6 protein-coding genes are annotated in these 8,687 nt (G+C 59.5%); 4 read left to right on the top strand and 2 right to left on the bottom strand.

What is annotated here, in order from left to right; genetic code table 11:
- The first annotated feature begins 357 nt into the window (after positions 1-357).
- The 3 genes from hrpB (at position 358) to FHP24_RS25735 (ending at position 4,887) form a co-directional block, all read left to right on the top strand.
- Positions 358-2,847, top strand: coding sequence for an ATP-dependent helicase HrpB (gene hrpB / locus FHP24_RS25745; RefSeq protein ID WP_139679100.1), 2,490 nt, complete (start codon positions 358-360; stop codon positions 2,845-2,847).
- A gap of 81 nt (positions 2,848-2,928) precedes the next feature.
- The gene (locus FHP24_RS25740; protein ID WP_139679099.1) at positions 2,929-4,248 is read left to right on the top strand and encodes an ActS/PrrB/RegB family redox-sensitive histidine kinase; all 1,320 of its coding nucleotides are present in this window, start codon (positions 2,929-2,931) and stop codon (positions 4,246-4,248) included.
- Between the two features lie 63 nt (positions 4,249-4,311).
- Positions 4,312-4,887: an ActR/PrrA/RegA family redox response regulator transcription factor gene (locus FHP24_RS25735; protein WP_139679098.1), complete on the top strand. Its 576-nt coding sequence runs from the start codon at positions 4,312-4,314 to the stop codon at positions 4,885-4,887.
- A gap of 71 nt (positions 4,888-4,958) precedes the next feature.
- Here FHP24_RS25735 and FHP24_RS25730 read toward each other — a convergent pair whose 3' ends face one another.
- Entirely contained in the window at positions 4,959-5,447 is a 489-nt protein-coding gene (locus tag FHP24_RS25730) for an MmcB family DNA repair protein (RefSeq protein ID WP_139679097.1), read from the bottom strand.
- Between the two features lie 251 nt (positions 5,448-5,698).
- Here FHP24_RS25730 and FHP24_RS25725 point away from each other — a divergent pair, with 251 nt between their 5' ends.
- The gene (locus tag FHP24_RS25725) at positions 5,699-6,370 is read left to right on the top strand and encodes a L,D-transpeptidase (protein WP_139679096.1); all 672 of its coding nucleotides are present in this window, start codon (positions 5,699-5,701) and stop codon (positions 6,368-6,370) included.
- An 80-nt stretch (positions 6,371-6,450) separates the two neighbouring features.
- Here FHP24_RS25725 and FHP24_RS25720 read toward each other — a convergent pair whose 3' ends face one another.
- The gene (locus tag FHP24_RS25720) at positions 6,451-8,634 is read right to left on the bottom strand and encodes a malate synthase G (protein ID WP_139679095.1); all 2,184 of its coding nucleotides are present in this window, start codon (positions 8,632-8,634) and stop codon (positions 6,451-6,453) included.
- Positions 8,635-8,687 lie beyond the last annotated feature (53 nt).

Here is an 8,687-nt window from a genome sequence, read left to right as displayed (position 1 = left end):
CGTCGCCCTCGAGACCAAACCGGAAGCCCGGTCTCAATCAGCTTCCGCCAATCTTTCGTGGTTTTCTTTAGAACGAAGGTCATCGTCGCTAGCAGCGCCGCCGCCCTCGTCAGTGACCGGGTTATAGATCCGACCGCCCGATTGAGTCAACAGCGATTTTCAAAAAAATGTCATTTTTCTCCAATGCCATGCGGGGTAGTGCTCACAGCTTAAATTACGGGCACGCATAGATTTTCAGCACATCGAAGACAGGCCGTTACTGACTATAATGTCTGCCGCTGATATGGCATTCGAGCGTGGCAGCGCCTCATCGCATCGATGGGTGGAGATGCGCAGAGAGATCGAAAGTCAGTCTATATGGAAAGCAGGTCCGGAAACGAGACGCCGAAGATCGGAACAGATTCTTCGCTCCCTATTATAGAGGTGCTGAGCGATCTTACGTCCGCCCTTCGAAAAGACGAGCGTGTCGTGCTTTCCGCGCCACCGGGCGCCGGCAAAACGACGATGGTGCCGCTCGCACTGATCAAAGAGCCCTGGTGCACGGGAAAGATCATCCTGCTCGAACCGCGCCGGCTGGCAGCGCGGGCAGCTGCATCGCGCATGGCAACACTTATAAAGGAGAATGTCGGGCAGACGATCGGTTATCGGATGCGGCTCGACACGCGGATTTCCAAGGCGACGCGGATCGAGGTGGTCACTGAAGGGGTATTTTCCCGCATGATCCTCGACGATCCCGAGCTGAGCGGTGTTTCAGCCGTGATCTTCGACGAATTCCACGAACGCTCGCTCGACGCCGATTTCGGACTGGCGCTGGCTCTCGATACACAGTCGGCGCTTCGCGAAGATCTTCGCATTCTGGTCATGTCGGCAACGCTCGATACGGATCGCATTTCCACATTGCTTGACGGTGCGGCCGTAATCAAAAGCGAGGGTCGTAGTTTTCCCGTCGAGATCCGCTATCATGACCGGGGGCCGCAGGAGCGGATCGAGGACGCGGTGACGCGCGCGATCGAGGAGGCCCATCGCAGCGAAGACGGGTCCATCCTCGCCTTCCTGCCGGGACAGGCGGAAATAAGGCGGGTCGTCGAGCGCCTGCAGGGCCGCCTCGGCACCGGGACCGTCATCGCGCCGCTTTACGGCAATCTTTCGCAGCAGGAACAGGACCTCGCGATCAAGCCCGCGGCGGCGGATACGCGCAAGATCGTGTTGGCGACTTCGATTGCCGAGACATCGATCACCATCGACGGGGTGAGGATCGTTATCGACAGTGGATTGCAACGCCTGCCGGTCTTCGAACCGTCGACCGGCATGACGAGATTGGAGACGGTGCGTGTATCCCAGGCTTCAGCCGATCAACGGGCGGGCCGCGCCGGGCGAACGGCGCCGGGCATCGCGATCAGGCTGTGGCACGCGGGACAGACGGCGGCACTGCCGGCGTTTACCCCACCACAGATTTTGGCAAGCGATCTGTCAGGCCTTGTCCTTGACCTTGCCCATTGGGGTGTGACCGATCCGACGGCACTCGCCTTTCTCGATCAGCCCCCCGGCCCTGCCTTTGCCGAGGCGCGTAACCTGCTGGTTCTGCTCGGTGCATTGGACGATAACGGCCGGCTGACGCAAAGAGGCCGTCTCATTCGCCAGCTGGCGCTGCCGCCGCGACTGGCGGCCATGGTCATTCGTGCCGACGAAGACGGAAGGGGACGGGAGGCGAGCGAACTTGCGGTGCTTCTGACCGAGCAGGGCCTGGGTGGAACCGACATCGATCTCGACGACCGACTGCGCCGTTTCCGTGCCGATCGCGGCGACAGGGTTCAGGCAAGCCGCGGCCTTGCCGGCCGGATCGCCGACAGCCTGCCGAACAAGGGCAGATCGCGCGCCGGCGGTTCGGCAGGCGGGCTTCTTCTTCATGCTTATCCGGACCGGATCGCCCTGCAGCGCGGCGGCAAGGGGCGGTTCATCATGGCCAATGGCCGCGGGGCCGAACTGCCGGACACCGAACGGCTGGCCGGAGCCTCGATGCTGGTGATTGCCGATGTGACCGGACGGGCGGCACGGCCACGTATTCTGGCGGCAGCGGAAATCTCGCGTTCCGAGGTGGAAGAAGAAATGAGCGAGGCGATCCGGACCACCGATGAATGCTTCTTCGAACCGGCAAGCCGTCAGGTCCGCGCCCGCCAGATCACCCGGCTGGGTGCGATCGTGTTTGCCGAAAAGCCGCTACCGAGACCGATGGGGGAACAGGCGGCACGGGCATTGGCCGATGGGGTCAAAGAGTTCGGGCTGAAAAGCCTGCCGTTTTCCAAGGAGGCACTGCAGTTCAAGGAAAGACTGGGATTTCTTCACCGTTCGCTCGGCGAGCCCTGGCCCGATGTGAGCGACGATGCGCTTGTCGCCCGTCTCGAAGATTGGTTCGTTCCCTATCAAGGCAATACGTCCGGTCTTGCCGCGATCTCACCGTCTAGCCTGACGGAAGGTTTGCGTTCGCTGGTGCCGCACGATCTGCTGCACATGATGAACCGGCTGGCGCCGACACATTTCGATGCGCCGACCGGGCAGCGCCATCCGATCCAGTATGATGGCGAAGAACCGGCGCTGACCATCCGCGTCCAGGAACTGTTCGGCCTGAAGGCCCATCCGTCGATCGCCAACGGCAAATTACCATTGCTTCTGGAGTTGACCTCGCCGGCACATCGGCCGATCCAGACGACGCGCGACCTTCCTGGCTTCTGGTTGGGGTCATGGAAGGATGTGCGGGCAGAGATGCGGGGGCGATATCCCAGGCATCCATGGCCGGAAAATCCGGCGGACGCGGATCCGACAAGCCGTGCGAAGCCGAGAGGCACGTGACATCCTGTCACGTCTTGTGGAATACTAAACCGATTTAAGAGGCTTGGAACACATTAAGGCACATACATAATGTCCGAAACAATGTTGCATAATACAGACATGTCTTCACCCCAGGGGGGCCAGATCGGCCATGTAAGCCGCAGTATCCGGTTGCAGACACTGGTGCGGCTGAGATGGCTGGCTGTCGCGGGACAGACGCTCACGGTCCTGATCATCTGGGGTGTACTCGGTTTCCCGATGCCGATCGCTCAGGCAGCGATATTGATCGGCGCTCTTGCGGTTGCCAACCTCATTCTTTCCGCATGGTTTCCGGCCACCCACCGGCTCGGCCCGAAATCGGCGCTTGCGCTGCTCTGCTTCGATCTTCTGCAGATGGGCGCATTGCTGTTCATCACCGGCGGGCTCGGCAATCCCTTCGCGCCGCTGATCTGCGTGCCGGTGATCATCGCCTTTGCGTCACAGCCACTGCGCCACTCTCTCATACTGCTCGTTTTCGCGCTGTTGTGCACCACCGTTCTGTCGCTCTCGCCCTATGTGGTTCCGTGGTATGAGGGCGAACACCTACGCATCCATCCGATCATGCAGCTCGGGGTGTGGTTTTCGATAGCTTCGATGATGGTATTTGCGGCCTTCTATGCCTATCGCGTTTCGCATGAGGCCAGCCTGCTGGCCGATGCGCTTGTGGCGACCGAAATGATCCTTGAGCGGGAAAAACATCTCGGCCAGCTGGATGGCCTTGCCGCAGCCGCAGCCCATGAACTTGGAACGCCGCTTGCGACGATCAGCGTCGTCGCCAAGGAAATGGAGCGCGAACTCGGCAATGACGAGCGCTTCAAGGAGGATGTGCAGTTGCTGCGTAGTCAGAGCGAACGATGCCGCGATATCCTGCGCCGGCTGACCTCGCTGCCGGCCGAAGGCGAAGAGCATCTGCGACGCCTCCCCCTCTCCTCGATGATGGAAGAGGTGATTGCGCCACACCGGCAGTTCGATATCGACATCAAGCTGGTGCAGAAGACCGATGGCGGCCACGAACCCGTGGGGGCAAGAAACGCCGGCATCCTGTACGGTCTTGGCAATCTGATCGAAAATGCCGTCGATTATGCCAAGAACCAGGTCATCATATCGGTCGAATACGACGACCAGAGGGTGGCGATTACGATCGAGGATGATGGTCCGGGTTATTCTCCGGTTATCCTGTCGCGGATCGGAGAGCCCTATATGACATCCCGCACGCGCGAGCGCAGCGAACATGCCGGCGGCCTGGGCCTGGGGCTGTTCATCGCCAAGACATTGCTTGAGCGTTCCGGCGCATCGATCCGCTTCGGCAATCGCGACAACGGGCAAGTCGGTGCGCGCATTCGAATAGAATGGCCAAGATCAATTATGGACAGGCCAATTTGATCTAGCTCCAATTCCACGACGTCCTATATGTTAATGGGGATCCATCGATCCCGGAGAATAAAGATGGAAACAACATTTCAGCAATCCGATCCTCAGGCCGAGGACTTTATTGGTTCCGACCCTTCGCTGTTGATCGTCGATGACGATGGCCCGTTTCTGCGCCGTCTGGCACGCGCCATGGAAACACGGGGATTTACGGTCGAGGCGGTGGAAAGCGTCGCTGAAGGCATTGCCAAAGTGCGCCAGCGCGCGCCGAAATATGCCGTTGTCGATCTTCGCCTCGGTGACGGAAACGGTCTCGACGTCATCGAGACCATCCGGCAGTTCCGCCAGGATACGCGCGTCATCGTTTTGACCGGTTACGGAAACATCGCGACGGCCGTGACCGCGGTCAAGCTCGGCGCCGTCGATTATCTATCCAAGCCTGCCGATGCCGATGACGTGTTCAATGCATTGACGCAGCGCCCCGGCGAAAAAGCCGACCTGCCGGAAAACCCGATGTCGGCGGATCGCGTGCGTTGGGAGCATATCCAGCGCGTCTATGAAATGTGCGAGCGCAATGTCTCGGAGACCGCGCGGCGCCTCAACATGCATCGCCGCACACTACAGCGCATCCTGGCAAAGCGGGCGCCTAAATAAGGCGCCCCTCCGGGCTTGCGAGCTGCCGGTTTTACGTGATTTTGGACTCAAGGCCGGTTGCCGGTTTTGCTCTATACGTCGTCAAAGCTCCGGCCGGTCGACCATTCCGCCATCATCAGACGGTGGGCGGCGGCGCGTGAGAAATCGAGCATCACTGATTTGCGCGTTGCGGGGGCAAGCTTGTGCACCGGTGCATCGCTGAGAAGATGGGCGCCGTAGCCATCCGACAGCAGCAGACCGCAGTCTTGCGGGAAGATTTCGAGCGGCACGTCCTTATGCGTCGCGAAGATGAGCCGGTCGCAATAGGCGCGATATTCCGGCCATTTGCGATCGATGCGAAAATCCTCGATCGACGTCTTTATCTCGACAATCCAGATTTCTCCCTTATCCGACACCGTGATCAGATCGGCACGACGGCCGTTGGGCAGCACGAATTCGGGCAGAACCGCATGCCTCATGTCGTGAAGCAGGATCTGCACACCCTTTCGCACCATCATGGCGCGAGCCGACTGACGACCATCGATCAGGGGATTGTCGTTCACGACATTCAATATCGTCATGCCGATTCCTTTGAGCAATTTCGTTTCACGTAATTGCGGATGCAAAACCGGTTCCCAGTTTTGCTCAAATTGCTTAGCCAGTATGCAATGGCAACATTATGGATGTTGCAAAAAGACAATGGCCTTTTCAATTCGTCTCTTGCCGACGCGCTGAGTGCTTGCGCAACTTGCCAAGCGCAATCGAATGGAAAATAACGATTTCCACGGCGGATTGACGCCATTTCAATCGATTCTTTCACCAAGAGATATCCATGCGCTTTCGCAACAGCATGCTCGCACTCGGCCTGTTGGCAACCGCTGCCCTGGCCGGCTGCTCGACCACGTCCGAAACAGCCCAGACCGACGCACCGGTTCGCATCGAGACGGCCCAGATCTTTACCGATTCGTATGGATCGGTGACCGATGCAGGTTACACCCTGCCGGCCATTCCGATCAACCGCGTCAAGCAGGAGTTCGTCCGCCAGATCGTCACTTATGACACTGCGGAAAAGCCAGGCACGGTTGTCGTGAACACGCGTGAGCGTCACCTCTATTACATCCTGCCGGGCGGTCGTGCGGTGCGCTACGGCATCGGCGTCGGCAAGGCGGGCTTTGCCTGGTCGGGTACGGCCTATGTTGCATGGAAGCAGGAATGGCCGACCTGGCATCCGCCGAAGGAAATGGCTGCCCGCAAGCCTGATGTAGCGAAATATGTCGAAAACGGAATGGGTCCGGGGCTGAACAATCCGCTCGGCGCGCGCGCCATGTATCTGTTCAACGAAAAGGGCCAGGACACGCTGTTCCGCCTGCACGGCACGCCGGAATGGGCATCGATCGGAACAGCCGCGTCTTCCGGCTGCATTCGCCTGATGAACCAGGACGTGATCGATCTCTACAGCCGCGTCCGTCCGGGCAAGGCCACCAAGGTCGTCGTGATCCAGTAAGACAGATCAGATCCTGAAAATTCAAAGGCCGCCGAGGAAATCTTCCCGGCGGCCTTTTTCGTTGTAGCGTTATCGCCTCGTCAGTTCGCCAGCTTTGCCTTCAGCTCCAGCCTGCGGCGGTGGAGAACCGGTTCGGTATAGCCGTTCGGCTGCTCGCGGCCCTTGAGCACCAGGTCGAGTGCGGCCTGGAAGGCGATGGAACCACTAAAATCCCCGGCCATCGGCAGATAAAGCGGATCACCGGCGTTCTGACCATCAACCACCGCCGCCATGCGCTTCATCGTCTCGACGATCTGATCCTCGGTGACGACCTTGTGGTGCAACCAGTTGGCCATATGCTGTGCCGAGATCCGCAGTGTCGCGCGGTCTTCCATAAGTCCGATATTGTTGATGTCCGGCACCTTGGAGCAGCCGACGCCCTGATCGATCCAGCGCACCACATAACCGAGTATCCCTTGCGCATTGTTGTCCAATTCACGCTGGATTTCCTCCGGCGTCCAGTTGGGACGCGGCGCAACCGGCACGGACAGGATATCGGCGAGTTTTGCACGGATACGGCTCTTGAGGCCCTTCTGGACGTCCGCCACATCGACCTTGTGATAATGCGTGGCGTGCAATGTGGCAGCCGTTGGCGATGGCACCCAGGCTGTATTGGCGCCGGCCTTCGGATGACCGATCTTCTGCTCCAGCATTGCCGCCATCAGGTCCGGCATGGCCCACATGCCCTTGCCGATCTGCGCATGGCCCGACAGCCCACATTCGAGGCCGATATCGACATTCCAGTTTTCGTAGGCTGCAATCCATGAAGCCTGTTTCATGTCACCCTTGCGGATCATCGGGCCGGCTTCCATCGAGGTGTGGATCTCGTCGCCGGTGCGGTCGAGGAAACCGGTGTTGATGAACACGACACGGTCCTTGGCGGCGCGGATCGCTTCCTTGAGGTTGATCGTCGTGCGACGCTCCTCGTCCATGATGCCCATCTTCATGGTGTTCTCTGCCAAGCCGAGCGCCTGTTCGACACGCGAGAAGATTTCGGCGGCGAAAGCGACCTCTTCCGGGCCATGCATCTTCGGCTTCACCACATACATGGAGCCGGCACGGGAATTTTTCCGACGGCCATCCGAGCCACCCGATCGGCCGACATCGTGGATGGCTATCAGTGCCGTGATCATCGCGTCCATGATGCCTTCCGGCACTTCATTGCCATCACGATCGAGGATTGCTGGATTGGTCATCAGGTGGCCGACATTGCGGATCAGCATCAATGAGCGACATTTCAACTCGAAGGTCGCGCCAGCCGGCGCAGTGTATTCAAGGTCCGGATTGAGCTTGCGGATGAAGCTTTTGTCTCCCTTTGAAACCTCTTCGGTCAGATCGCCCTTCATCAGGCCGAGCCAGTTGCGGTAAACGACAACCTTGTCCTCGGCATCGACGGCGGCAACCGAATCCTCGCAGTCCATGATCGTGGTGATCGCCGATTCGACCCGGACATCCGAGATGTTTGCCGGATCATCCTTGCCAGTGGCGGTGGTGGCGTCGATGAGGATCTCGAGATGAAGATTGTTTTTCTTCAGCAGGATCTGGGTCGACGCGCTTGCCGCGCCCAGATAGCCGGCAAACTGTGACGGATCGGAAAGGCCCGTGATCTGGCCGCCGGTAAGCGTTACGAACAGAGCGGCCTGCTCGACCTTGAATGATGCAACATCTTTCCAGCCGGCGCCGGAGAGCGGCGCGGACTGATCGAGGAAATCGCGAACCCAGGCGATGACCTTGCCGCCGCGGACCGGATTGTAACCTTTGCCCTTTTCCGCACCGCCTTCTTCCGGCACCGCATCCGTGCCGTAGAGCGCATCGTAGAGCGAACCCCAGCGGGCATTGGCGGCATTCAGGGCATAACGCGCATTCATCACCGGAACGACGAGCTGCGGTCCGGCGATCACGGCGATTTCCGGATCGACATTTTCGGTCGACACCTGGAAATCCGGGCCTTCGGGCAGGAGGTAACCGATCTCGCGCAGAAAGGTCTCGTAAACCACCAGATCGACCGGCGCGCCATTGACCCGGTACCAGTCGTCCAGCTTTGCCTGGAAGGCATCACGTTTGGCCAAAAGCGCGCGGTTCTTCGGGGCAAGCTCATGAACGATCTTGGAAAACTCCGCGAAGAAATGATCCGCATCGACGCCGGTCTCCGGCAGAGCTTCGTCCACCACAAAACGGTAGAGCTGTTCATCAATCTGCAGACCGGCGATGTTGTTGCGTGCCATGCGGCTTCTCCCTCGGATGCTTTTGGTTTTCGTGTCGCCACTTTGCCCGCGAG

The organism is Aliirhizobium smilacinae (assembly GCF_006335145.1).
GTDB classification, from domain to species: Bacteria; Pseudomonadota; Alphaproteobacteria; order Rhizobiales; family Rhizobiaceae; genus Neorhizobium; species Neorhizobium smilacinae.
This window is presented reverse-complemented; position numbering and strand designations above follow the sequence as displayed.

Excerpts from the sequence above, each read along its gene's own strand:
- FHP24_RS25730 (WP_139679097.1), bottom strand. The coding sequence starts at position 5,447 with ATGACGATATTGAATGTCGTGAACGACAATCCCCTGATCGATGGTCGT.
- FHP24_RS25735 (WP_139679098.1), top strand. The coding sequence starts at position 4,312 with ATGGAAACAACATTTCAGCAATCCGATCCTCAGGCCGAGGACTTTATT.
- FHP24_RS25740 (WP_139679099.1), top strand. The coding sequence starts at position 2,929 with ATGTTGCATAATACAGACATGTCTTCACCCCAGGGGGGCCAGATCGGC.
- FHP24_RS25720 (WP_139679095.1), bottom strand. The coding sequence starts at position 8,634 with ATGGCACGCAACAACATCGCCGGTCTGCAGATTGATGAACAGCTCTAC.
- hrpB (WP_139679100.1), top strand. The coding sequence starts at position 358 with ATGGAAAGCAGGTCCGGAAACGAGACGCCGAAGATCGGAACAGATTCT.
- FHP24_RS25725 (WP_139679096.1), top strand. The coding sequence starts at position 5,699 with ATGCGCTTTCGCAACAGCATGCTCGCACTCGGCCTGTTGGCAACCGCT.